The sequence below is a fragment of the Kitasatospora sp. UYEF31 genome, assembly GCF_057291755.1.
On sequence record NZ_JBXAWK010000006.1, the window covers coordinates 86,877 to 108,879 of the forward strand.

The 22,003-nt window shown below is 68.8% G+C and carries 21 protein-coding genes; 15 read left to right on the plus strand and 6 right to left on the minus strand.

All coding sequences use genetic code 11. The features are described from left to right. Positions 1 to 82: 82 nt before the first annotated feature. The 3 genes from AC0Z36_RS04815 (at position 83) to AC0Z36_RS04825 (ending at position 2,823) form a co-directional block, all read left to right on the plus strand. Positions 83 to 835 (plus strand): pirin family protein, encoded by a 753-nt coding sequence (locus tag AC0Z36_RS04815; RefSeq protein WP_485461405.1) that lies wholly within the window; start codon positions 83 to 85, stop codon positions 833 to 835. Positions 836 to 1,372: 537 nt separating this feature from the next. Beyond that, complete coding sequence (locus AC0Z36_RS04820; RefSeq protein ID WP_485461406.1) at positions 1,373 to 1,807, plus strand: MerR family transcriptional regulator; 435 nt, start codon at positions 1,373 to 1,375, stop codon at positions 1,805 to 1,807. Then, the gene (locus AC0Z36_RS04825) at positions 1,804 to 2,823 is read left to right on the plus strand and encodes an aldo/keto reductase (protein ID WP_485461407.1); all 1,020 of its coding nucleotides are present in this window, start codon (positions 1,804 to 1,806) and stop codon (positions 2,821 to 2,823) included. Before AC0Z36_RS04820 ends, AC0Z36_RS04825 begins: the two co-directional genes overlap by 4 nt. Before the next feature lie 89 nt (positions 2,824 to 2,912). Here the strand turns inward: AC0Z36_RS04825 and AC0Z36_RS04830 are convergent, their stop codons facing one another. Then, positions 2,913 to 4,493: a flavin monoamine oxidase family protein gene (locus AC0Z36_RS04830; RefSeq protein WP_485461408.1), complete on the minus strand. Its 1,581-nt coding sequence runs from the start codon at positions 4,491 to 4,493 to the stop codon at positions 2,913 to 2,915. Between the two features lie 635 nt (positions 4,494 to 5,128). Between AC0Z36_RS04830 and AC0Z36_RS04835 the strand changes: the two genes are divergently transcribed. The 4 genes from AC0Z36_RS04835 (at position 5,129) to AC0Z36_RS04850 (ending at position 7,071) form a co-directional block, all read left to right on the plus strand. Continuing rightward, complete coding sequence (locus AC0Z36_RS04835) at positions 5,129 to 5,287, plus strand: hypothetical protein (RefSeq protein WP_485461409.1); 159 nt, start codon at positions 5,129 to 5,131, stop codon at positions 5,285 to 5,287. A gap of 154 nt (positions 5,288 to 5,441) precedes the next feature. Continuing rightward, the gene (locus AC0Z36_RS04840) at positions 5,442 to 5,759 is read left to right on the plus strand and encodes a hypothetical protein (protein WP_485461410.1); all 318 of its coding nucleotides are present in this window, start codon (positions 5,442 to 5,444) and stop codon (positions 5,757 to 5,759) included. Beyond that, positions 5,756 to 6,451, plus strand: coding sequence for a hypothetical protein (locus AC0Z36_RS04845; RefSeq protein ID WP_485461411.1), 696 nt, complete (start codon positions 5,756 to 5,758; stop codon positions 6,449 to 6,451). The genes AC0Z36_RS04840 and AC0Z36_RS04845 overlap by 4 nt, the downstream gene beginning before the upstream one ends. Further along, positions 6,451 to 7,071 carry a hypothetical protein gene (locus tag AC0Z36_RS04850; RefSeq protein ID WP_485461412.1) on the plus strand — a complete coding sequence of 207 codons (621 nt, stop codon included), beginning with the start codon at positions 6,451 to 6,453 and terminating at the stop codon, positions 7,069 to 7,071. Before AC0Z36_RS04845 ends, AC0Z36_RS04850 begins: the two co-directional genes overlap by 1 nt. Before the next feature lie 58 nt (positions 7,072 to 7,129). On the opposite strand, the gene AC0Z36_RS04855 is transcribed toward AC0Z36_RS04850, so the two are convergent. Beyond that, positions 7,130 to 8,164 (minus strand): hypothetical protein, encoded by a 1,035-nt coding sequence (locus AC0Z36_RS04855; RefSeq protein ID WP_485461413.1) that lies wholly within the window; start codon positions 8,162 to 8,164, stop codon positions 7,130 to 7,132. A 208-nt stretch (positions 8,165 to 8,372) separates the two neighbouring features. Continuing rightward, positions 8,373 to 11,123, minus strand: a complete 2,751-nt coding sequence (gene aceE, locus AC0Z36_RS04860; protein WP_485461414.1) for a pyruvate dehydrogenase (acetyl-transferring), homodimeric type — start codon at positions 11,121 to 11,123, stop codon at positions 8,373 to 8,375. A 430-nt stretch (positions 11,124 to 11,553) separates the two neighbouring features. Between aceE and AC0Z36_RS04865 the strand changes: the two genes are divergently transcribed. From AC0Z36_RS04865 to AC0Z36_RS04900, 8 genes are all read left to right on the plus strand, one after another. After that, positions 11,554 to 11,793 (plus strand): DUF1918 domain-containing protein, encoded by a 240-nt coding sequence (locus AC0Z36_RS04865; RefSeq protein ID WP_485461415.1) that lies wholly within the window; start codon positions 11,554 to 11,556, stop codon positions 11,791 to 11,793. 170 nt (positions 11,794 to 11,963) lie between these two features. After that, positions 11,964 to 12,407, plus strand: a complete 444-nt coding sequence (locus AC0Z36_RS04870) for a DUF3052 domain-containing protein (RefSeq protein ID WP_485461416.1) — start codon at positions 11,964 to 11,966, stop codon at positions 12,405 to 12,407. A gap of 239 nt (positions 12,408 to 12,646) precedes the next feature. After that, on the plus strand, positions 12,647 to 13,105 hold the full coding sequence (locus tag AC0Z36_RS04875; protein WP_485461417.1) for a peroxiredoxin: 459 nt from the start codon (positions 12,647 to 12,649) through the stop codon (positions 13,103 to 13,105). Positions 13,106 to 13,318: 213 nt separating this feature from the next. Further along, on the plus strand, positions 13,319 to 13,894 hold the full coding sequence (locus AC0Z36_RS04880; protein ID WP_485461418.1) for a TerD family protein: 576 nt from the start codon (positions 13,319 to 13,321) through the stop codon (positions 13,892 to 13,894). Positions 13,895 to 14,131: 237 nt separating this feature from the next. Continuing rightward, positions 14,132 to 14,710, plus strand: a complete 579-nt coding sequence (locus tag AC0Z36_RS04885; RefSeq protein ID WP_485461419.1) for a TerD family protein — start codon at positions 14,132 to 14,134, stop codon at positions 14,708 to 14,710. A gap of 133 nt (positions 14,711 to 14,843) precedes the next feature. Next, the gene (locus AC0Z36_RS04890; protein WP_485461420.1) at positions 14,844 to 15,983 is read left to right on the plus strand and encodes a DUF475 domain-containing protein; all 1,140 of its coding nucleotides are present in this window, start codon (positions 14,844 to 14,846) and stop codon (positions 15,981 to 15,983) included. Positions 15,984 to 16,143: 160 nt separating this feature from the next. Then, on the plus strand, positions 16,144 to 16,839 hold the full coding sequence (locus tag AC0Z36_RS04895) for a Tellurium resistance (RefSeq protein ID WP_485461421.1): 696 nt from the start codon (positions 16,144 to 16,146) through the stop codon (positions 16,837 to 16,839). Positions 16,840 to 17,025: 186 nt separating this feature from the next. Beyond that, positions 17,026 to 17,760 (plus strand): ScbR family autoregulator-binding transcription factor, encoded by a 735-nt coding sequence (locus AC0Z36_RS04900; protein ID WP_485461422.1) that lies wholly within the window; start codon positions 17,026 to 17,028, stop codon positions 17,758 to 17,760. A gap of 60 nt (positions 17,761 to 17,820) precedes the next feature. Here AC0Z36_RS04900 and AC0Z36_RS04905 read toward each other — a convergent pair whose 3' ends face one another. From AC0Z36_RS04905 to AC0Z36_RS04915, 3 genes are all read right to left on the minus strand, one after another. Further along, on the minus strand, positions 17,821 to 19,272 hold the full coding sequence (locus AC0Z36_RS04905; protein ID WP_485461423.1) for an FAD-binding oxidoreductase: 1,452 nt from the start codon (positions 19,270 to 19,272) through the stop codon (positions 17,821 to 17,823). Beyond that, positions 19,269 to 20,336, minus strand: a complete 1,068-nt coding sequence (locus tag AC0Z36_RS04910) for a ScbA/BarX family gamma-butyrolactone biosynthesis protein (RefSeq protein ID WP_485461424.1) — start codon at positions 20,334 to 20,336, stop codon at positions 19,269 to 19,271. Before AC0Z36_RS04910 ends, AC0Z36_RS04905 begins: the two co-directional genes overlap by 4 nt. 375 nt (positions 20,337 to 20,711) lie before the next feature. Continuing rightward, positions 20,712 to 21,971 carry a TerD family protein gene (locus tag AC0Z36_RS04915; RefSeq protein WP_485461425.1) on the minus strand — a complete coding sequence of 420 codons (1,260 nt, stop codon included), beginning with the start codon at positions 21,969 to 21,971 and terminating at the stop codon, positions 20,712 to 20,714. Positions 21,972 to 22,003: the final 32 nt, after the last annotated feature.

Consider the following 22,003-nt stretch of genomic DNA (forward strand, 5'->3'; position numbering starts at 1 on the left):
GGGCGGTAACGGGGCGGGGTGGGCTAAGTCACTGGACTGTCCGGCGTACCGTGCCAGACCTGGGAACCCCGAGGAGACGACCATGACCACGTTCGACGTACGGCGGGCGGCCGACCGCTTCCACACCGGGGCGGGGTGGCTGGAATCGCACCACAGCTTTTCGTTCAGCCGTCACTACGACCCGGCGAACACGCACCACGGGCTGCTCCTCGTCAGCAACGACGACACCGTCGCGCCCGGCACGGGCTTCGACACGCACCCGCACCGGGACATGGAGATCGTCACCTGGGTGCTCTCCGGGTCGCTGGTGCACCAGGACAGCGAAGGCCACAACGGCCTGATCCATCCCGGCCTCGCACAGCGGATGAGCGCCGGAAGCGGCATCCGGCACTCCGAGAAGAACGACGCCGCCGGGGTCGCCGAGCCGGTGCGCTTTGTGCAGATGTGGGTGCTGCCCGATGAGGCCGGCCTGGCCCCGGGCTACGAACAGGCCGACGTTTCGGCTGAGCTGGCGCGCGGCGGGCTGATCACCATCGCGTCGGGGATGCCGTCGTACGACGCCGGGATCCGCATCCGGCAGAAGGACGCCGCGCTGCACGTCGCCCGCCCCGTGCCGGGGGGCACGGTGCTGGTTCCGGACGCTCCGTACGCGCACCTTTTTGTCACGCGCGGGGCCGTGGAACTTGAAGGCGTCGGGTTGCTCCGGGAGGGTGACGCGGTACGGATCACCGGCGCGGAGGGGCAGCGGCTGACGGCAGCGCCGGAGGGCGTTTCAGGAGGTGCTCCGGCTGGCCCCGAGGTATTGGTCTGGGAGATGCACAGCGCGCTCGGCTGAGTAGTCGGGACTGAAGATCACTTCTTCAGGCGGCGGATGACCTCGCCGATGTGTTGCTCCTGGTCCAGGACAAACGGCGGGAGCACCCGGGACAGCCGGAACGGGCCCAGGTCGTAGATGTGGTCGTAGGTGTAGCCGGTGTCGTCGGCCCGCCGAAGTGCAGCGCGAGGACGTAGGTCGCCAGGCGGGTGAGCGGCACCGTCGCGAGGTCGGCCCGTACGGCCTCCCGGCCCGAAGACTGGAGTCGCAACTGCTCCAGGCGGGTGAGCTTCGGGGCGATGTCCCTGAGGAAGGTCTCCCGCTTGACGCCGTGCTTGGCGGCGAAGGATCACTTAAGAGGTGGTTTCGGAAGTCGCAGCCGAAGTCCTCGCGACCGGCTGTGATCGAGTGTATGGCGACTTCTTGGCTTCCGCATTGGATTTTGTACGGATGTGTACGGGGGGTGCGTCGGGGGCTTGCTTAGAGTGCACTCGAACTCTTTAGCGTTCAGGCAGTCGGGAACGCGCACCGGGACAAGACGGCGAGAGGAAGTCCGCGATGACCATCACCGCAGTCAGGGCCGGCTACAGCATCAGCGAGGTCGCCGGACTGACCGGCCTCTCCGCGCACACACTGCGCTGGTACGAGCAGATCAACCTGATGCGGAAAGTCGACAGGGAGGGTTCCCGGACGGGCAACGGAGCCGGTCGGCGGCGCTATGACGACGAAGATCTGCGCTGGCTGGAGTTCATCGGAAAGCTGCGGCTGACCGGGATGTCCGTCGCGGACATGGTCCGGTACGCCGAACTGCGCCTCGAAGGCGAGCACACCTCGGCGGAGCGCAAGAAGATCCTGGAGGACCACCGCGAGGAAGTGCGGCGGCGGATCACGGATATGACGGGCTGTCTGCTCGTCCTGGACTACAAGATCGACCGATACGCGGAGCTGTGCGAGGGATCGCTCAGCCCCCTGGAAACGAGGAGTTCGTCATGATGCGTACGACCACACTGGGCACCGAAGGACCGCAGGTTCCGCTCCAGGGACTCGGCTGCATGGGGATGAGCTACGCGTACGGCACGGCTCTCGACCAGACCCAGGCCCACGGGGCCCTCGGGCGGGCACTCGAACTCGGAGTCAACTTCTTCGACACCGCCGACGTCTACGGTGCCGGGGCCAACGAGGAACTGGTCGGCTCCTTCCTGGCCCAGGGGCACCGTGATCAGGTGTTCCTGGCGACCAAGTTCGGCATCGTGCCCAACGCCGCCGACCCGATGAAGCGGTCGATGCGCGGCGACGCGGCGTATGTGAAGCAGTCCTGCGAGGCCAGCCTCAAGCGGCTCGGCATCGAAACGATCGACCTGTACTACATGCACCGCCGGGACGTGAACGTGCCGATCGAAGAGACGGTCGGGGCGATGGCCGAGCTCGTGCGGGAGGGCAAGGTCCGCCACCTCGGCCTCTCCGAGGTCACGGGTGACGAACTGCGGGCGGCCTCGCAGGTGCACCGCATCAACGCCGTGCAGTCCGAATGGTCGCTGTTCGCCCGGGACATCGAGGCCGGGGTCGTCCCGGCGGCCAAGGAACTCGGCGTCGCGCTGGTGCCGTACTCGCCGCTCGGCCGCGGTTTCCTCACCGGCTCCTTCACCGCCGCGGAGACCCTGTCGTCGGACGACTTCCGCCGCACCCAGCCGCGCTTCACCGGTGACAACGCGGAGCGGAACTACGCGCTGCTTGAGCCCGTGCGCAAGATCGCGGCGGCGCACGGGGTGTCGCTCGCTCAGGTGGCGCTGGCCTGGGTGCAGCAGCGCGCTCAGGTGTGGGGCATCCCGGTGGTGCCGATCCCCGGCACGACCAAGAAGCACCGTCTGGAGGAGAACGCCGCAGCGGTGGACATCGAGTTGACGACGGCGGAGCTGGCCGAACTGGAGCCGATCTCCGGGCAGGTGGCGGGGGACCGCTACTCGGACATGAGCTTCTCGTCGGCGGGGCGTGAGTCGCAAGGGCAGTAGCAGCGGGTCGCCGGGTAGTCGGGTAGCGGGTTGGTTGGGTTGCCGGTTGGCTGGGTTGCCGGTTGGCTGGGTTGCCGGGTTGCCCGGAATCAGCGCACCTTGTGGTGCGCGCACAGCACCTCGCGGGCCACGCGCTCCGCGGACTCGAACGCGCCCTCCAGGTTGGGTGATTCGACCGCGGTGTGCTCGCCGGCCAGGTGCACCCGGCCGTGCGGGCCCTGGACAGCCGGGTGGTAGTGGTGCGCGGTGCCGGGGGCGATGTACGCCCAAGCGCCGCCCGCGAACGGGTCCGCCGCCCAGGAGACGGTCTTCTGGATCTGCGCGCACGCTGCCAGCGCCGGGCGCAGCCGGTGCAGTTCCGTGTGGATGAATTGCTCCGCGGCGATCCCGGCCAGGCAGTCGAGGTGGCGGGCGCGGCTGCCGGTGAGCCACAGCTCCGCCGCGCCGGGGTGGGCGGCGTCGGGCCGGGTGCTGGCGGACAGGGCGCTGGCGGACAGGGCGCTGGCGGACAGGGCGCTGGCGGACAGGGCGGTTCCTGGGCGCGTGGCGTCAGAGTGGCCGGCATCGGGCCGCGAAGTCTCCGGCCCTGGGTGCCACAGGAACAGCCGCTCCAGCGGCCCGTCGGTCCACAGCGCCGGGGCGTGACCGTCGTGTTCCCAGTACGGCGCGGTGATCCGCAGGTGGACCTTCGTCAGGGCGGTGTACGGGGTGCCGTGCACGGCCTCGTGCAGCGCCCCGTCCAGGGGCGGGTCGAAGGCGACACGGCGCAGCGCCGGAAGGGGCGCGGTCATCACCACCCGCTGCGCGCGGTGGAGACAGCCCACCGCGCACCGGACCTCCACACCCTGGGCTCCGTGCTCCCGTACGGATGTCACTTGGTGCCCGGTCAGGACCGGGTTCACCAACGTGGACGCCAGGGCCTCCGGCAGCCGGCTGTTGCCCGCCCGGAGCCGCACGGGGCCGGCTTCGGCGTCGAGCCGGGCGTAGGTCCGCAGCAGGTACAGCGCCGAGGCGGAGTCCAGGTCGTCGACCGGCATTGCCCGGGACATCAGTGCCAGGGCCTCGGCGCCGGCCCCGCGCTCGGTCAGGAACTGACGCAGCGGCACATCCAGTTCCGCGTAACGCTTGTCGGTCCACGCCGACGGCGGGGTGCCCGGCGTGGCGAGCGGATTGTCCGCCGACAGGTAGTGGAACAGCAGGGCGGAGGGCGGGATTTCCCGCTCTTTGCCCGGCAACGAGTCGGCGGCGGTCCGGGGCCAGTCGGCCATGGACACCGTCCTGCCCCGGACGTCGAGGTCCACGGGGTGGCCCCACGCCGCCACCGGCACCGTCTCCAGGCCGAACGCCGCGGCCAGCGCGAGCGTCCGGGCGTACCCCCGGCCGATGTTGACCGCACCCGCCTCCTGCTGGTGCGGTAGGTCGTCGAGCGTGCGGATCCGGCCGCCCACCCGGTCCTGGGCCTCCAGGACCAGGACGTTGAGCCCGGAGTCCTGCAACAGACAGGCGGCGCGCAGCCCGGCGGCCCCCGCTCCGACGACGATCACGTCGTGCGGTGGCCGGGCGTCGTGCTCCTGGACCGTACGGCCGGACGATGTGTGGACGGACAGCGGGTCGTCGGACGGCCTTCGGTCGGCCATCGGGTGGTCGTGCTCGGCTGATCCAGCGGACATGTAGTCCACTCCCCTCGGAACCGGTCACGGCGTACCGCTCGGCTTCGTCGTACCCCCACCCGTCTGGGGCAAGCGCGGCCTCCGGTCGGAGTACCCGATCGAGCCACAGCCTGGATCCGGAAATGACATGCGGTCAATTGCCTCTGGACGCCGCGACTTGACCTGGGTAGCTTTCCGGAAGCACTGAGCAACGGTAAGTAACCGGTGGTGTGCGGGCCTTAAGGGGGAGCTGTGACCGGGGGATTCGTTGTGGACCTGGCCTGGTTGGAAGGTCTGGCCGGGACACTCATCAGATGTGCGGATGCTGCGGGACGGGCGGCTGACGCGTTGGAGGAAACCGGGCCGAAGCGCACCGGACACCAGGATTTGGACAGAGCGTGTTCCTGGTTCCATGCGGAATGGGACGGCAGGGTCGGAGACTTCCGGAAGGAGGTCGAGGGTCTGAAGCGGGGTGTCGCTGACGCCAGGAAGACCTATGACACGAGTGAGCAACAGCTCGTCGATTCCTACCAGGTCCCGTCCTACCAGCTCCCGGACGCGGGGAGGCCTCCGGCCGATTCACCGGGCGCGGCGGGGCCCGGCTCGACCCGTCAGGAACCTGTCGCACCGTCGACTCGGATCCGGGACGTGCTCGGATGAGCGACGCGAAGGAATTCCCCGGACTGCGCTTCGACCCTGCCCCGGGCATTGTCCAGGCGATCGAAGCACTCCTTGGGACATTGCGTGAAGCCACCGGTGAACTGTCCCGCGCGCAGGGCGAGTTGGACCGCTCGGTCCTGAACCCTGAACCCTGATGCCTGGCGCGGGCCGGCCGGAGCCGGGTTCCACAAGAGGGTCAACGACCTGGTGCCGGATGTGGGCTCGATCCGTGGGGCCTTGCTCATGGTCCAGATGTCGCTCAGTGGGTGGTCATCTTTACTGGCCGAGTATCAGCGGACGGGACGGAGCATGGATGCCGAGGCGGTGGAGGCGCGCAACCGGCTCGGGCACGCCAAGGACAATCCCGATATGGGATTGAAACCGCTGTCCGGTTCCCTGCTTTTCACCGTGCCGGAAGATTTCTCCCGTTACCTGGTGGCACAGGGGGCGGTCGACAGTGCGAAGCGGGACCTTGACGCTGTCATCGACAGAGCTGAGAACCTCAAACGGATGCACGACGAGTCGGCGAAGTCAGTGGCCGAGGAGATCCGCAAGGCAGTCCAATCGATGTCGGAGTTGAAATACGCCCCGATCATGACGACTGCTTCCCCGCCGGGGGTGGGTTGAACAAGCTGTTCGACAAGCTGACGTTCCGCGGTCCGGGAACTGACCGGGGGGTCGAGGACAGGGGAGAGGGCACGGACTTCAGCAGCGACTGGGCCGGTCGTTCGATTCTGCTGCGTTACCTCCAAGGCGACGGCGACTGGACCATCAAGAATGATCCCGAATGGTCGGAATACATGAACGCGAATACGGATCTCCAGAAGGTACTTGACGGAGTACATGGCGCAGATGGAGTGAGAGATCACATGGTGCCTGGAGGAGATTTGGGGACTCAGGAAGCGTGGTTCCCGAACATCGCATTGGAGGCCGTCGCGTCTCAGTCATCCTTCGGGAGATTCGATGTCACGCGGCCGTTGGAACTGCAGAACGGCGAAGGAATCATCGGCTACGAATACCTCCATGGCACCAACAAAGAAGCTGGCGGGTTCGGCGCCAAGGGGCACACGGTGGTCACCAGGCAGGACGACGGGACGTATCGGGTGGAGATGAAGGCGGACCTCACTTTCAACGACCGAGTCGACCCGAATCTCAAATACGATACGGACGCCAAGAAGTCGAGCTGGGCGGAGAAGATCCCCGGGATGGATCCCGAACCGTATGACCTCCACATCACCTTTCCTCGTGACTCCGTTGTCGTTGTGGCCGCTGACGGAAAGACTGTGCTGTCCTCCACGAGTACGGAAGGCAAGCGTTGATGGCGCGCGGCATCCCGGGCAGGAATTTCCGGATCGTGATCGTCGGTGCGCTGTGGGTCTCTCTAGGCGCCTGTGGTGGTGCGGCGTCGGACCGGGACGGCGTCGGGGTGGCACCTGGTTCAGTGAGCCCTTCGGCTTCGGTTCAGAGCCGGGGCTCCCACAAGGGGGGGAATGTGATCGCGGGGTCCTGGTTCAGTTCGCCGGGTGATCGATTCGCCTTGGAGGTGGTGACCCGAAAGGACAAAGACCACTCGGGTGAGGAGCTGTGGAACCTGCGCATTCGGGAGTTCTTCCCGGATGCGTATGGGGGGAAGCGAGGGAAAATTCTTTACACGGATGGGAACTGGTACAACGGCAAGCGTGACGGAGTCTCCATTATCTGGGATAAAGACCTCGACCGGGCGTGGATTAGAGCGAGGTCGCCTCGTTATGCGGCGGGCGCTTCGGAGACGCGAGTAATCGAACGTGACGGCTCGGGAAAATGGACTCCCCGGACCATTCCCCTTGAAAGCAACGGGCTCGAACCAGACTGGGTGATCGAGGCTCTCGGGCTCAAAGAGTCCTACGAGAAGCACCCCCGTACGACGCCTTCCGCCAGCGGAACAAAAGCACCAGTCTGAGCGGCGGCGGCGGACGGAGGCGTCGTCGTCGGGCAGGGCGAAAGTGTCAGGCCGAGTCCTAGGACCTGCGGCGGAACCTCAGGAATCCCACGAACGCCAGGGCCATGACGACAAGCCCGCCGACGCCGTACGCGGCCCAGGCCGCGCCGGAAGTACCTGAATCGTCCCGGTGCGCGGAACTGCCGACCGGAGTGCTCGCCGCAGCCGGGACTGGGACGTTCGGTGTGGCTGTGGCGGCGGGTTTGGCCGGTTCCGGCAGCAGCGCCCCGGTCAGCGGGACTTTGTAGACGGGGCTGTCCACGCCCTCACTGCCGAACATCAGCGCCTGTCCGTCGGGGGTGAAGGTCACCGACTCGCCCTGCTTCTGGAGCGGGAACACAACCGGGCCGACCGCTTTGCCGGGCGCGGAATACACGGTCGCCGTCGGGTAGTTGCGCAGCACGAACCGGCTGCCGTCGGCGGAGAAGCCTCCGTCGGTGACGGTGGTCGGGGCGTCGGCCACCCTGGTGAACACGGTGGTCTGACCCGGTGTCAGTGGAGCCGACTGCCGGTAGAGGCCGCCGTTGCCGGTCCAGACCTTGCTGGCGAGGTAGACGGTGCCGTCCCGCGGGTCGATCAGCATCGCCTCACAGTCGAGCGGACCGTCCGCGAACCGTACGGGGAACGTCTCGGCGGCGATCGACTGGTCGCGCAGCTCGGCCGGTTCGGTGAAGCGGTAGATCTGTACGTCGGTGCGGGTGCGCGCATTGTTCCCGGTGTCGCCGACGTAGACGGCGGGCCGGCCCTGGGCGTCCTTGCCTATCGCGATGCCCTCCCAGTCGACGGCTTGGACGCCGGTGAGGGTGATGGTTGCGAGGGTCTTCCCGTCGGGGCCGACCGCGTACAGCTCGGGGCCCGCGCCGCTGTCGTTGTGCGTCCAGAAGACGCCGGGGTGCAGGGTGCTGGGGATCAGCCCGCTGGACTCGGTGATGCGGGGGTCGGACATCGTGAACGCCGGAGCGGGGTCGTCGGCCGCGGCGGTGCCGGCCGTTCCGGCGAGAAGGGTGGTGGTGAGGAACAACCCGGTCAGGACATGGCGCTTCAGCATGGGCATGAGATGTACCGGAAGTAAGGCTTCTTGTCTATAGTTTTCCATACGCTTGCGTACGGAATGCTCTCGGTCACGCACAGCGATACTGCCGCCAGAAGGCTGGGAACCGTACGGAAACGCCGGCTGGAAAAGCTGAGGGCCACACCCGCTCGCGCGGGTGCGGCCCTCAGACCGACGGGACCTTCAGGCGGCCAGTACGGAGGTCAGACGGTCAGGCGTCGCCGCCGACGGTGCCCGCACCGGCTGCCTTGACGTCCATCAGGTTGTACTTGTCGATGGCCTTGCGGACCGTCGCCGGCTCCACCTCGCCACGACGCGCCAGCTCGGACAGCACACCCACCACGACCGACTCGGCGTCGATGTGGAAGAAGCGCCGCGCCGCACCGCGGGTGTCGGCGAAACCGAAACCGTCGGCACCGAGCGACATGAAGTCCGCCGGGACCCAGCGCGAGATCTGGTCCGGTACGGCGCGCATCCAGTCGGACACCGCGACGACCGGGCCCTCACGGCCGTCGAGCACCTGCGTGACGTACGGGATACGCGGGTCCGACTCGGGGTGCAGGAGGTTGAACTCCTCGCACGCCACGGCGTCCCTGCGCAGCTCGTTCCAGGAGGTCGCGGACCACACGTCGGCGGTCACGTTCCACTCCTGCGCGAGCATGCGCTGCGCGTCGAGCGCCCACGGCACACCCACACCGGAGGCGAGGATCTGCGAGCGCAGCGCGCCCTCCTTGGGCTCACCGGCCTTGAAGAGGTACAAGCCCTTGACGATGCCTTCGACGTCGACGCCCTCGGGCTGACCCGGCTGGGCGATCGGCTCGTTGTAGACCGTCATGTAGAAGAACACATCTTCGCCGTGCGGGAGCTCCTCGGTGCTCCCGTACATGCGCTGCAGACCGCTCTGCACGATGTGCGCGACCTCGAAGGCGTAGGCCGGGTCGTACGCGACACAGGCAGGGTTCGTCGACGCGAGCAGGTGCGAGTGGCCGTCGGCGTGCTGCAGGCCCTCACCGGTCAGCGTGGTACGGCCCGCGGTGGCGCCGAGCACGAAGCCGCGGCCGAGCTGGTCGGCGAACTGCCAGAACGAGTCACCCGTCCGCTGGAACCCGAACATCGAGTAGAAGATGTAGATCGGGATCATCGGCTCGCCGTGCGTCGCGTACGACGTGCCCGCGGCGATCAGCGACGCGGCGCAACCGGCCTCGGAGATGCCCTCGTGGAGCATCTGACCGTCCGGCGACTCCTTGTAGGAGAGCAGGAGTTCGCGGTCGACCGCTTCGTACTGCTGGCCGTGCGGGTTGTAGATCTTGGCGGACGGGAACATCGCGTCCATGCCGAAGGTGCGGTACTCGTCGGGGGCGATCGGCACGAAGCGCTTGCCGATCTCCTTGTCCCGCATGAGGTCCTTGAGCAGCCGGACGAAGGCCTGCGTGCTGGCCATCGGCTGCCTGGTGGGCTTCTTCGACGCGGCGTACATCTCGTCGCCGGGCAGCTTGACCGGCTTGGAGCGGACCAGACGCTGCGGCAGCGGACCGCCGAGCGCGGCACGCCGCTCCTTCATGTACTGGATCTCCTCCGAGTTCTCACCCGGGTGGAAGTACGGCGGGACGTCGGCTTCGAGCTCCTTGTCCGTGATCGGCAGGTAGAGCCGGTCGCGGAAGGCCTTCAGGTCGGCCTTGGTGAGCTTCTTCATCTGGTGCGTGGCGTTGCGCGACTCGAAGTTCGGACCCAGGGTCCAGCCCTTCACGGTCTGCGCGAGGATCACCGTCGGCTGGCCGACGTGCTCACGTGCCGCCTTGAACGCCGCGTAGACCTTGCGGTAGTCGTGACCGCCGCGGCCCAGCTTCTGGATGTCCTCGTCCGTCATGTGCGCGACCATCTTGCGCAGCCGGGCGTCGTCGCCGAAGAACTTCTCGCGGACGTAGCCGCCGGACTCGGAGGCGTACGTCTGGAACTGGCCGTCGGGCGTCGTGTTCATCTTGTTCACGAGCGCGCCGTCGGTGTCCTGCGCGAGCAGCGGGTCCCAGTCGCGACCCCAGACGACCTTGATCACATTCCAGCCGGCGCCGCGGAAGTACGACTCCAGCTCCTGCATGATCTTGCCGTTGCCGCGGACCGGGCCGTCCAGGCGCTGCAGGTTGCAGTTGATGACGAAGGTGAGGTTGTCGAGCTCCTCACGGGCCGCCAGGCCGATGTTGCCCAGCGACTCGGGCTCGTCCATCTCGCCGTCGCCCAGGAACGCCCACACGTGGCTGCGCGAGGTGTCCTTGATGCTGCGGTTGTGGAGGTACCGGTTGAACCGGGCCTGGTAGATCGCGCCGAGCGGGCCGAGGCCCATCGACACGGTCGGGAACTCCCAGAAGTCCGGCATCAGCCGCGGGTGCGGGTAGCTCGGGATGCCGTACGGCGCCTGCGAGTGCTCCTGACGGAAGCCGTCGAGGTGCTGCTCGGTCAGCCGGCCCTCGAGGAATGCGCGCGCGTAGATGCCCGGCGAGGCGTGGCCCTGGATGAAGACCTGGTCGCCCGACTCGCCGTGGTTCTTGCCGCGGAAGAAGTGGTTGAAGCCGACCTCGTAGAGGCTCGCCGAGGAGGCGTACGTCGCGATGTGGCCGCCCACACCAAGACCCGGGCGGTTGGCCCGGGACACGGTGATGGCCGCGTTCCACCGGATGAACGCGCGGATGCGGCGCTCGATGTCCTCGTCGCCGGGGAACCACGGCTCCGACTCCGGCGCGATGGTGTTGATGTAGTCCGTGCTGCGCAGAGCCGGCACGCCGACCTGGTTCTCGCGAGCGCGTTCCAGCAGCTTGAGCATGATGTAGCGGGCCCGCTGACGGCCCTGCTCGTTGATGACGGCGTCCAGCGACTCCAGCCACTCCCCGGTCTCATTCGGGTCGATGTCCGGGAGCTGGCTCGGCAGCCCGTCGCTGATAATCGAGAAGCGGTCTCGTCCGGAAGCCACGCTGATCCTTCACTTATCGGTAGACAAGTCGGTGGGCGGCGATCTCCCCCAGTCGGGGTGGAACGCTGCTGCGATGCGTTGTCGCGCCGCCTCCATCGTGGTACGCCGAGGTGGGTTCCGTCATCTCTACCGGTCGGTAACGACACAGGTAGTCGGCACGGAGCCGGTCCCGCCACACCGCGATCAGGCTCCAGGCCCTGACTTGGTCCGACTTCGCGTCCCCTGGGAGGGGGTACACGTGCCGGGCGCCGAACGCGTCGGCACGCCAACGGAGAGGGATGGCCCGTGACGTACCTGCCAAAACGATACGCCGACACCTTTCGGGATCCGCACCGGCGTAGTTCTCTGGTGTGTGGCGGCGGTCGAACGCGCGGGCCCCGCCCCGGCCGGCGTACGTTCGCCGGCCCGTGTGGGACGAGGGGAGTGGCGGATGATGCAGGCGACGATCGGTGACCGGCTGCACGTGCACGGCAACGTGGTGGGCCGGATGGACCGCAGTGGTGAGATCCTTGAGATCAGGGGCCCCGACGGGGCGCCGCCGTACGTCGTACGGTTCGAGGATGGCCACACCGGACTGGTGTTCCCCGGACCCGACGCGGAGGTCGAACACATGACCGTCGCGCGGGCTTCCAGGGTCCCTGGACGCGCCCGGACCCGACAGGGTTGGTGAAGTCGGTCGCAGGCACCTGCGACCACGGTCGACACCTCCGTGCGGGCTCGGTCAGGACACCGGTTTGAGCCCGCACGTGACCTGGGTACTTGCGCGAACAGCCCGGCGCGTGTGGACTACGGGCCGTAGGCCCTTGCGTCGATCGCGGGGCAGAACATGGGAGGCATTTCGTGAGCGCGACCGCGGACCACGCGGAGGAACGGTCGAACCCGGCCATCAGGCTCGGGTTCCAGCCCGGACAGGTGGTCCAGGAGTTCGGCTTCGACGACGACGTGGATGAGGATTTCCGCGCCGGTATCGAATCGATCACCGGCAGTGAGATCCTCGACGAGGAGTACGAGGACGACATCGCGGATGTCGTCCTGCTCTGGTTCCGGGAAGACGACGGAGACCTCGTCGACTCCCTCGTGGACGCCGTCACCATGGTCGCCGGGGGCGGCCACGTGTGGCTGCTAACCCCCAAGACCGGGCGCGACGGCTACGTCGAACCCAGCGAGATCGGTGAGGCCGCACCCACTGCGGGCCTGACCCGGACCACCGGCGTCAGCGCCGGACCGGACTGGTCGGCGACCAAGCTGGTCGCGCCGAAGGCGGCGCACAACAGCCGCAAGTAGCGCGGAACCCAGGCTTTCACCGCTTCGCCGGCTGTCATCCGTACGGAATTCAGACGGACGGCGACCGGCGTCACCAGGTGAAGCAGTGCGGGGTCGCAGGAGGTCCTGACCGGGCGTCGTGAGCCCGGTCCGGACCTCCTGTGGCTTTCCCAGGACCGACTCCGGCCGACCGTGTCCCCGTGGCGGGCGGTACGGTCGGCCGGAGTTTTCCTTCCGGCATTCCACGAGAGGACCGCGCCATGGCTGTCGAGACCGGCACCGTCGCCCCCGACTTCGAGCTCAAGAACCAGCACGGCGAGCTTGTCAGGCTCTCCGACTTCCGGGGCAGCAAGAACGTCGTCCTGGTCTTCTACCCGTTCGCCTTCACCGGCGTGTGCACCGGCGAGCTGTGCGCACTGCGCGACGAGCTCCCGCAGTACCAGAACGACGACGTGCAGCTCCTCGCCGCGTCCTGCGACTCCCCCTTCTCGCTCCGCGTCTTCGCCGAGCAGCAGGGCCTGGAGTACCCCCTCCTGTCCGACTTCTGGCCGCACGGTGCGACCGCGCAGGCATACGGCGTCTTCGATGAGGGCAAGGGTTGTGCTGTACGGGCGACCTTCGTCATCGACAAGGAGGGCGTTGTCCGCTGGAGCATCGTCAACGGTCTCCCCGACGCGCGCGACCAGCAGGAATACCTGAAGGCGCTCGGCGCACTCTGAAGCTTTTGCCGGGATGCGGGGCTCCGGCGGTCGTCCCCCGGTGAGCGCGGCGGCAAGTCCGGTGGATCCGATGGGCCGCCTCGGGAACCCGGGGATACGATCGGCACGTTGAACCCGCTGGGCGGTCCGTCGAAACCGGCGGACCACTTCCCAGGATCATTTCCGGAGCGCGCGTGCAGAACGCAGCCGCTCCACAAACGTTTTGGAGGACTCGTGGGTGTCAGCCTGAGCAAGGGTGGAAACGTCTCCCTCTCGAAGGAGGCCCCAGGTCTGACCGCCATCCTTGTCGGCCTGGGCTGGGACGCCCGTACGACCACCGGCACGGACTTCGACCTGGACGCCAGCGCCCTGCTGCTCAGCGCGGCGGGCAAGGTCGTCTCGGACAGCCACTTCGTCTTCTTCAACAACCTCAAGAGCCCCGACGGTTCGGTGGAGCACACCGGTGACAACCTCACCGGCGAGGGTGAAGGCGACGACGAGGCCATCAAGGTCAACCTGGCGGCGGTGCCGGCCGAGATCGACCGCATCGTCTTCCCGGTCTCGATCTACGAGGCCGAAGGCCGTCAGCAGTCGTTCGGTCAGGTCCGCAACGCGTACATCCGCGTCGTGAACCAGTCCAACTCCGCGGAGATCGCCCGTTACGACCTCACCGAGGACTCCTCCACGGAGACCGCGATGGTGTTCGGCGAGCTGTACCGGCACGGCGGCGAGTGGAAGTTCCGCGCGGTCGGCCAGGGCTACGCCTCCGGCCTGCGCGGGATCGCTCAGGACTTCGGCGTCAGCGTCTGATCCGCTGCCCTCCGCGTTGCATGGTCTCCAGTCAGTCAGTCGCCCGCCGTCCGCTCCGTGCGGGCGGCGGGCGTTCTGCGTCACGGGGACCCGTATGTGACATATGGCCTGACGCTGCGGAACCCGCGCGGTTAGGTTTGGCCCTGCGGCGTCAGCCGCTGAGGGCGCAGCCCGGTAAATCACAGCAGCGCCCGCCCCGCACAGTCGGTGGCAGGCGCCAGATGAGCTGGAGGAACGATGGGGGTCACCCTCGCCAAAGGCGGCAACGTCTCGCTCACCAAGGCGGCGCCGAACCTGACCAAGGTGCTGGTCGGCCTGGGTTGGGACGCGCGTGCCACGACCGGGGCCGCGTTCGACCTGGACGCCAGCGCGCTGTTGTGCAACAGCGCGGGCAAGGTGCTCGGGGACGAGTACTTCGTCTTCTACAACAACCTCAAGAGCCCCGACGGTTCGGTGGAGCACACCGGTGACAACCTCACCGGCGAAGGTGAGGGGGACGACGAGGAACTGATCGTCGAACTCACCGCGATCCCCGAGGAGGTCGAAAAGGTCGTCTTCCCGGTCTCGATCTATGAGGCGGAGACCCGCGGTCAGACGTTCGGGCAGGTCCGCAACGCGTACATCCGGATCGTCAATCAGGCGGACGGGAATGAACTCGCTCGCTATGACCTGACTGAAGACGCGTCAAGTGAGACGGCTATGATTTTTGGAGAGCTTTACCGGTACCAGGGGGAATGGAAGTTCCGCGCGGTCGGCCAGGGGTACGCCTCAGGTCTGCGCGGTATCGCTCTGGACTTCGGCGTCAGCGTCCAGTAGCGACCCGGAAGGGCTGGTCACACGTGTGACCGGCCCTGAACCGTATCCGGGGGCCTGTGCCGCATCCGCCAGGTCCGGACACCCTGTTCTTGCCCGTCCTGATGCGTCCCTCGGCTAGAAAAGGATCTGAACCGTGCTACTCCGAACATTCGGCTGGTCATTCGGTGTGACCGTGGTCGGCCTGGCTGGCGCCTTCCTCCTCTGGGGGTGGAAGGGTTTCGCGGTCGTCGCGATCCTGTCGGTGCTGGAGATCTCGCTCTCCTTCGACAACGCAGTGGTGAACGCCAGCGTGCTGTCGAAGATGAACGCCTTCTGGCAGAAGATCTTCCTGACCATCGGTGTCCTCATCGCCGTGTTCGGCATGCGGCTCGTCTTCCCGCTTGTCATCGTCGGCATCACCGCCAAGATGGGGCCGATCGAGGCCATCGACCTGGCGATCAACAACAAGGACCGCTACGAGGAACTGGTCACCGACGCGCACCCGTCGATCGCCGCGTTCGGTGGTGTCTTCCTGTTGATGATCTTCCTCGACTTCATCTTCGAGGAGCGTGAGCACAAGTGGCTCGCGTGGCTGGAGAAGCCGCTGGCGAAGCTCGGCAAGCTCGACATGCTGTCCGTCCTGGTCGCCCTGGCGGCCCTGCTCGTCACCGCGATGACGGCGGGTGCGAACGCCCTCGTCCACGAGGGCGGCACCGTGGACAAGACGGCCACGGTCCTCATCTCCGGTCTGCTCGGCCTGATCACCTACCTGATCGTCAACGGCCTGTCCGGGCACTTCGAGAACAAACTCGACGAGGACCTGGAGGCTGCCGGCGAGGAGGTCGCGGCCACAGGCGGCAAGAGGCCCACGGTCGTCGCGCTGGCCGGCAAGGCCGCCTTCTTCCTGTTCCTGTACCTCGAAGTGCTCGACGCGTCCTTCTCCTTCGACGGTGTCATCGGCGCGTTCGCCATCACCAACGACATCTTCGAGATGGCGCTCGGCCTCGGCATCGGTGCCATGTACGTCCGGTCGCTGACCGTCTACCTGGTCCGCAAGGGCACCCTGGACGACTACATCTACCTGGAGCACGGCGCGCACTACGCGATCGGCGCGCTCGCCGCGGTGCTGTTGTTCACCATCGGCACGCACGTCAACGAGGTCATCACCGGCATGATCGGCATCGTCCTGATCGGCGCGTCGTTCGCCTCGTCGGTGATCCGCAACCGCCGGATCGGCCACACCCCGGGAGGGGTGAAGGAAGACACGGAAGTGCCGGCGGAGGCGAAGGTCTGACCTTCCGCCTGGCACGGCACGAACGCCGTACGCCGCACTGACATCCGGTACCGGTGTCACCTCGAAGAGTGAAATCTTCGAGGTGACACCGGTATTTTCAATTCCGGGGACGGTCCGGCGACCCGTCGGCGCACCCCCGGGTGCTCGGGAGGCTTCCACCATGCCTATGTTCAACCGTCTGCGCGGCGCCATCGGCTCGGGCGATCCGGAGCCCAGCGGCCACAAAGTAGCCCTGACCCGTACGGTCCCCGAGGTCTCCCTCGGCAGGCTCGGCACGGCCTCCGGCTCACTGCGCGTCAACCTGCACTGGAACCAGCAGGTCGAGGACCTGCCGACCAGGCCGCGCGCGGGCGGGCTCTTCCGCCCGGTGCCCGTACAGGGCCCGCCGCTGCCCCAGAAGATCGACCTGGACCTGGGCTGCCTGTGGGAGCTCTCGGACGGCTCCAAGGGGTCGGTGCAGGCGCTGGGGACCCTGTTCGGCGACTTCAACCGGGCGCCGTACGTCCGGCTCGACACCGACGACCGCTCGGGGTCGGCCTCGGGCGAGACGATGTTCATCAACCTCGACCACGTCGCGGAGATCCGCCGACTGCTGATCTTCGTCTACATCTACGAGGGGATCCCGGCCTTCGACCGCGCCAACGGCGTGGTGACCCTGTTCCCCAACGCCGGCGTGCCCATCGAAGTGCGCCTGGACGAGAAGGCGGCCCACGCCCGCACCTGTGCGGTGGCGCTCCTGGAGAACCACGGCCGGGATGTGACGGTCCGTCGGGAGGTCAACTACGTCGACGGGTTCCAGGCCGAACTCGACCGGCAGTACAACTGGGGGCTGATGTGGGCCCGCGGCTGGAAGTGAGGGGCCGGGCGGGGCCAAAGCGACGGCCCGGACCGGGCGGAAGCGGCGGGCCGGCGTTCCCGGACCGGTCCCGATGCGACACCGGCCGGTGGGATCTCCGAAAAAAAGGCGACAAACGCCACAGATGCCGGGGAGTTACCGGTAAACGCGTTTCCACCGCCCGGTTGCCACACTAGATTACACAGCGTGCTTTATCGGTTACTCAAAGACGAGCGGGCCATGCAGGGGCGAAGCGAACGGGCCCGGGAGGAGATCGTCCGGGCCGCCGCGTCGGCGTTCGACGAACACGGCTATGCGGCCACAAGCCTGAGCGAAATCATGGCTCTCGCGCAGGTCGACGGGAACTCCCTCTACTTCCACTACGGGAGCAAGGAAGCGATCGCGGTAGAGATCGTACGACGGCACTACGGGCACTGGCCCCCGTTGATCGCCCGGTACGAAGCACTGGGCGAACCGGCCCTGGAGACCGCGGCGGCGATCACCATCGCGGTGGCCAGGGAGTTCCGGGACGCGCCGATCGTGCGGGCCGGCGTGCGCCTGTCCAGCGAGCGTTACGCCGTGCCCGTCGACCTGCCCAAGCCGTTCAGCGGCTGGGCCGCGGTGATGTCCCGGCTGTTCAGCCAGGCCCAGGCCGTAGGGGACATCCGTACGTCCGTATCTCCCGAAGGGCTCGGCAACGCGGCCGTCGCCGCGTTCTACGGCATCCAGTACGTGTCCAACACGCTGACCGGCCGCAGCGACATAGAAGACCGGGTCGACGACCTGTGGATGCTGCTGATCACCGGTATGGAACCGACCCGGCCGCCGACACTGGTGCTGCGCCGGGCCCGCCGGATGTGCGAACGGATCGCGAGCATGGGGGCCCCGGTCCCGGTGTCGATCACCTCCTGGGGGGTCACCTGCGGCGGCGAGTGGGACTGAACGGGACCGGGTGGGGCTGTGCGGGGCTGTGCGGGACCGGGTGGGGCTGAGTTGGGTTGATCAGCCGGTGGAGGGCCGGATGTTCTGGTTGAGCCGGAACAGGTTCGCCGGGTCGAACCGGTCCTTCAGCAGGGTCAACCGCCGCAGCCGGTCGTCGTCGTACGCGTCCTGGACCCGCCCCGACTCGGGGAGGAAGTTCACGTAGCCGTGCCCGGTGGACCACGGCTCCACGGCGGCCCGCGCGCTGCGCGCCCAGTGCAGGTGCGCACCGGTGTGCTTGACGTCGGGCCAGCGGGCGGCCGCGGTGAACATCCACGGGGCGTCGCGCCCGGTGAAGGCGGCACCCTGCCCGTCCGCCCGTGCGACGCCCCCGCCGAGCTGGTGGATCTGCACCTGGCAGTACGGGCCAGGCATCTGCGCGTGCGCCTGGACGAGGGCCTCGGACAGTGCGTCGTCGTCCAGCGTGCGCAGGTAGCAACCGGAGAAGTAGTCATAGTCGCCGTGCGGCCAGAACGCGTCCGCCTGCGCCTGCGCCTGGACGTACGGCCGCGGTGCGATCCCGTCGGCCAGCGGCGGCACGGGCCCGCGCCGCAGCGGTTCGAGCAGGGCCTGGTCCGCGACGTCGGCGGTCACCGCGACCGCGACGGCCGGGCGGCCGTGGAACTCGGCCGGAAGGGCCGGCGGCGACGGAGCGGTCAGCAGCGTGAGGACCGTGGCCACGGTGTCCGGCAGGCCGGCGGTGAACGACCGGTACATCCGCAGCACTTCGGCCGCCCGGCCGCCCGGGTAGAAGACCGGCCCCGCCAGGACCAGCGGGCCGACCGGGTGCAGCCGGAAGTCGAAACGGGTCACGACGCCGAAGTTGCCGCCCCCGCCGCGCAGGCCCCACAGCAGTTCCGGTTCGCTCCCGGCAGTCACCTCAAGGACAGTGCCGGCAGCGGTCACCAGCTCGGCGGAGACCAGGTTGTCGCAGGTCAAGCCGTACGAGCGGGACAGCCAGCCGATGCCGCCGCCCAGAGTCAGCCCGGCCACACCGGTATGCGTGACCACACCGCCGGGGACCGCCAGACCGTGTTCCTGGGTGGCCGCGTCCACGTCACCCCACAGGGCGCCGCCCTGCACCCGGGCGATGCGCCGCACCGGGTCGACGGTGACGGCACGCAGCGCGCCCAGGTCGCACACCACGCCGCCGTCGCAGGTGGAGTGCCCGGCCACCGAGTGCCCGCCGCCGCGCACCGCCAGCGGCAGCCCCGTACGGGCGGCGTGCCGGACGACCTGGACCACGTCGGCGGTGTCCCGGCAGCGGATCACCGCCGCCGGATGCCGGTCGTGCATCGCGTTCCAGACCGCGCGGCGTTCGTCGTATGCCGGATGGTCAGGAGTGATCACCTCCCCGCGGACGGCATCGGCGAGACCGGTCACCGCGCGCGGGACGTGCGGGATGAGTCTCCGCGGGCCGGCCACCTGGGTGGGGAACATCGGTTTGATGGCTGCCGCCTGACGACGGGTCATTGCTTCTCCGTCTTGTGGGTGGGTGTGGAGTCCGGGCCGCCGGTGGAAGCGCGACCGTCGCTCCCCGGCGGGGCGGCCGCGGCTTCGTCAACCGGGGCCGCGCCGACGCGGAGCCGGCCGGTCGCGGTCAGCGTGCCGTCCTGTTCGACGGCGAACTCGTATGCCCCGTCCCCACCGGTGGGGCGGACGGTCAGCCGGGGTGTCGGCGCCAGCTCGGTGTAACGCTGCGGCAGGAGTTCGCTCGAAAGCAGCCGGACCCCCGGGGTGCAGTCCCGCAGGACGACCGCCTGCCGGGCGGCCTCCACCAGCAGCATGCCGGGCAGGTGGTCCAGCGGGTGCTCGAAGAAGACGGGATGGTACGGATCGGAGCAGACGAGGGAATACGCACCGTCGGGGCACGGGACGGCAACCACGTCGCGGGCCCCGACGCGCCCCACCCGCTCCGGCGCCGGCGCGGCCGGCCCCCCACCGCCCACCGGCGCGGCGGCGATCCGGCGGCGTTTGACCAGGGCTTCGTACTGCGGCGGAGAGATGCTGCGCAGCGCCCCGCTGCCCCGGGCGAACGTGCGCCCCGCGGCGGTGAACTCCAGGTTGACCCGCAGTCCCGCCACCACACCACGGGTGCGCCGCAGGTTGGTGACGGTCACGTGGCACCGGACGGGGCTCGGCGCGGTACGGGCCCGGGGCTCCGCGCCCTGGTCGGTGATCTCGTGGCTGATGTCGGACATCGAGAAGGAGTCGCCCACCGGGATGTCGTAGTGGGTGTGGGCGAGGTAGATGCCCGCCTGCCGGACGGTCTCCAGGATCAGCAGCGGGTCGTGCAGCCCCTGCGCGTCGGGGCGGTGGAACGCGTGGCCGCGCGGCCACTGCACGGCCACGTCGAAGGCGTCCAGGCCGGTGCGGGCCGCCCCGGTCAGCAGGACCTCGCTTACCGCGGCCCGGTGCACCAGGCGGCGCGGCACGGTGCGCTCCCACTCGACCGGGCCGGACATGACCGCCCGGCTGAAGACCTCGGCCGACAGAGGCTCGGACCCGGCCGCCCGGGCGGCACTGCGGGCGGGCATCAGCACCCGGGGTAACAGTGCCCGGTGTTGCTTCGGCGTCGGCGTCGGCTCCGGCACGTCTCCGGTCGCTGCCGCGCCGGCCCCCCGCGTGCTGCCCTGATCCACGGTGTTCCCTCCAAGGTCGTACGACTGGTCATACGGCCGGACCAACGAAAGGTGGGAATGGAAGGTTGCGTTCCGCCTGTGGCGCGTATGGGTGAAGCAGCGCAGGTGGGCGGTGGTCGGCGGGGCGCGGGTCAGTGCGCGCCCGGCACGGAGCGAAGCCGGAACGGGGTGCGCCCCGACCCGCTGGTGAGGTCACGGGAGGAGCCGGCGGATGAGGTGGTGGCGGGGTCAGCGGCGCGGCGGCGGGTCGGCGGCGGGTCGGCGGTGGGGTCAGCGGCGCGGCGGCGGCGGCAGCCTGGGGCCGCCGAACGGGTTTCCGTCGGGGTTGCCGTGTCCGGTGATCTGCGGGCCCTGTGGCGGCCCCGAACCGGGCGGAGGCGGGGGGAAGTCGCCTGAGTGCGGCGTCCCCCCGCCCTGGGCCTGCTGCGGGCCGCCCTGCGGCATGTGCATGACGCCGGGCGGGGCCTGGAACGGGCCGCCGGAGTCGCGGCCGGGGGTGCCTGACGGGGCGTGCTGCTGGGGTGCTCCTTGCTGCGGGAAGCCCTGCGGCGGTCCGGTGTGCCCCATGGGGCCAGGCGGGGGCGGCGGGAAGCCGTGGGTCGGGGTCTGCGGGAGGACACCGGGCGGCGGCTGGCCCGGGCCGGCCTGGACGCCTCCGTAGCCGGGTCCACCGGTCCGGCCAGGGGGTGGTGGGATCGGCATGGTGCCGTGGGGTGCGGACCCCGACTGCTGACCCGGGTTGAACGCGGGCGCGGCAGGGGGAGCCCCGTGGGGTCCCGGCGGCGGGGGAGTGTCGTACGACCCGGGAGGCAGGATCGCCGTCGGCCCGGGTACCGGCGGCTGGAAGGTCGGCGGCGCCTGTCGTGGCGCGGCAGGAGGGGCCGGTGGGGCGGCGGGCCGCCCGGCGGGTGCGGGGGTTGTGAAGGCGGGCGGTGCCGCAGGTGGCTGGAAGACCGGCGGCTGGGAGCCGGGCGGTGCCGCAACCGGTGCCGCAGCCGGTTCGTCGTCCACCGAGATGCCGTAGTCGGTGGCCAGCCCGGCCAGACCCGAGTCGTACCCCTGCCCGACCGCGCGGAACTTCCACTGCCCGGCCCGGCGGTAGACCTCGCCGAACACAAATGCGGTCTCGACCGTCGCACCGGTGATCGGGAAGTTCAGGACCTCGGCGCCCGACGTGTCGTCGAACAGACGCAGGATGAGACCCCGTACGCCGCCGATCGTCCCTGCATAGGCCGAAGCCGCGACGACGACCCGGTCCACATCGCCCGAAAGCGCGCGGACGTCCACCCGGATCGTGTCGGAAGCCAGCGTCGCGGTGCTCTTCCCCAGGTGCGCGACCGCGCCGTCCGGGTGCCTGGGCTGGTTGTAGAACACGAAGTCCTGGTCCCCGCGGACTTTGCCCGAGGCACCCAGAAGAAGCGCGGAAGCATCCATGTCGGGCACGCCCGGACCTGGCTGCCATTCCAGGACCACGCGCACGGATCCAGCGGTCAGCGCGGTGTTGGCGCCCTTGGTCAGAACCTGCGTCATACGACCCATCCTGCCCGCCCCCGGCCCCCCGA

Excerpts from the sequence above, each read along its gene's own strand:
- AC0Z36_RS04815 (WP_485461405.1), top strand. The coding sequence starts at position 83 with ATGACCACGTTCGACGTACGGCGGGCGGCCGACCGCTTCCACACCGGG.
- AC0Z36_RS04820 (WP_485461406.1), top strand. The coding sequence starts at position 1,373 with ATGACCATCACCGCAGTCAGGGCCGGCTACAGCATCAGCGAGGTCGCC.
- AC0Z36_RS04825 (WP_485461407.1), top strand. The coding sequence starts at position 1,804 with ATGATGCGTACGACCACACTGGGCACCGAAGGACCGCAGGTTCCGCTC.
- AC0Z36_RS04830 (WP_485461408.1), bottom strand. The coding sequence starts at position 4,493 with ATGTCCGCTGGATCAGCCGAGCACGACCACCCGATGGCCGACCGAAGG.
- AC0Z36_RS04835 (WP_485461409.1), top strand. The coding sequence starts at position 5,129 with ATGAGCGACGCGAAGGAATTCCCCGGACTGCGCTTCGACCCTGCCCCG.
- AC0Z36_RS04840 (WP_485461410.1), top strand. The coding sequence starts at position 5,442 with ATGGATGCCGAGGCGGTGGAGGCGCGCAACCGGCTCGGGCACGCCAAG.
- AC0Z36_RS04850 (WP_485461412.1), top strand. The coding sequence starts at position 6,451 with ATGGCGCGCGGCATCCCGGGCAGGAATTTCCGGATCGTGATCGTCGGT.
- AC0Z36_RS04855 (WP_485461413.1), bottom strand. The coding sequence starts at position 8,164 with ATGCCCATGCTGAAGCGCCATGTCCTGACCGGGTTGTTCCTCACCACC.
- AC0Z36_RS04865 (WP_485461415.1), top strand. The coding sequence starts at position 11,554 with ATGATGCAGGCGACGATCGGTGACCGGCTGCACGTGCACGGCAACGTG.
- AC0Z36_RS04875 (WP_485461417.1), top strand. The coding sequence starts at position 12,647 with ATGGCTGTCGAGACCGGCACCGTCGCCCCCGACTTCGAGCTCAAGAAC.
- AC0Z36_RS04885 (WP_485461419.1), top strand. The coding sequence starts at position 14,132 with ATGGGGGTCACCCTCGCCAAAGGCGGCAACGTCTCGCTCACCAAGGCG.
- AC0Z36_RS04895 (WP_485461421.1), top strand. The coding sequence starts at position 16,144 with ATGCCTATGTTCAACCGTCTGCGCGGCGCCATCGGCTCGGGCGATCCG.
- AC0Z36_RS04905 (WP_485461423.1), bottom strand. The coding sequence starts at position 19,272 with ATGACCCGTCGTCAGGCGGCAGCCATCAAACCGATGTTCCCCACCCAG.
- AC0Z36_RS04910 (WP_485461424.1), bottom strand. The coding sequence starts at position 20,336 with ATGCCCGCCCGCAGTGCCGCCCGGGCGGCCGGGTCCGAGCCTCTGTCG.
- AC0Z36_RS04915 (WP_485461425.1), bottom strand. The coding sequence starts at position 21,971 with ATGACGCAGGTTCTGACCAAGGGCGCCAACACCGCGCTGACCGCTGGA.